The organism is Myxococcus llanfairpwllgwyngyllgogerychwyrndrobwllllantysiliogogogochensis (genome assembly GCF_006636215.1).
Classification (GTDB): Bacteria; Myxococcota; Myxococcia; order Myxococcales; family Myxococcaceae; genus Myxococcus; species Myxococcus llanfairpwllgwyngyllgogerychwyrndrobwllllantysiliogogogochensis.
In genome coordinates, this window is record NZ_VIFM01000608.1 from 1 (window position 1) to 628 (window position 628).

At 67.0% G+C, this 628-nt stretch carries 2 protein-coding genes; one reads left to right on the forward strand and one right to left on the reverse strand.

Translation table 11 applies throughout. From position 1 onward, the window contains the following. On the forward strand, positions 1–297 hold a 297-nt coding region (locus FJV41_RS49590), incomplete at its 5' end, for an EAL domain-containing protein (protein ID WP_141649553.1). Here FJV41_RS49590 and FJV41_RS49595 read toward each other — a convergent pair. Then, positions 294–628 (reverse strand): carboxymuconolactone decarboxylase family protein (locus FJV41_RS49595; protein ID WP_141649554.1); only part of this gene is annotated, 335 nt, incomplete at its 5' end. The genes FJV41_RS49590 and FJV41_RS49595 overlap by 4 nt on opposite strands.

Here is a 628-nt window from a genome sequence, read left to right on the forward strand (position 1 = left end):
GGCTATTCCTCGCTCGCGTACCTGCGGCAGTTGCCGATGCGCCGGCTGAAGATCGACCGGAGCTTCGTGAAGGAACTGCCGGAGCAGGACCACAGCCGCGCGATCGTGAACGCGATCATCGCGCTCGCGCACGAACTGGACCTGGAGGTGACGGCCGAGGGCGTCGAAACCGAAGCGCAGGCCGCCTATCTCGTCCAGCAGTCGTGCGACGTGCTGCAGGGGTATCTGTTCGCGAAGCCCATGAGTTCCGAGGATTTCTTCGCGCGGGTCGTACAGCCGCGGGCTGAGTCTGGCTAGCGGCCGATCGTCTGCGGCGGTGCCTCGTCGAACAGCCGCAGCGCCAGCAAGCCGTGGCCCACGGTCGCTCCCGCGCGAACGGCGCCCGCGATCAATGCGATTTCGGCCAGTTCCTGGCGGGTCGTGCCGAGACGTTTCGCTGCGCGCGTGTGCACGTCCAGGCAATAGCCGCATTGGGTGGTGAGTGCGACTGCGAGCGCGATCCACTCGCGTGTTTTCGGGGGAATGGCGCCATCGGTCCGTTTCACCGCATGGTCGTAGGCCAGAAAGGCGCTTGCTTCGGTGGGCGCCAGGCGCGCGAGGGCAGGAGCGTTCTGGAGGTCCTGCGGGC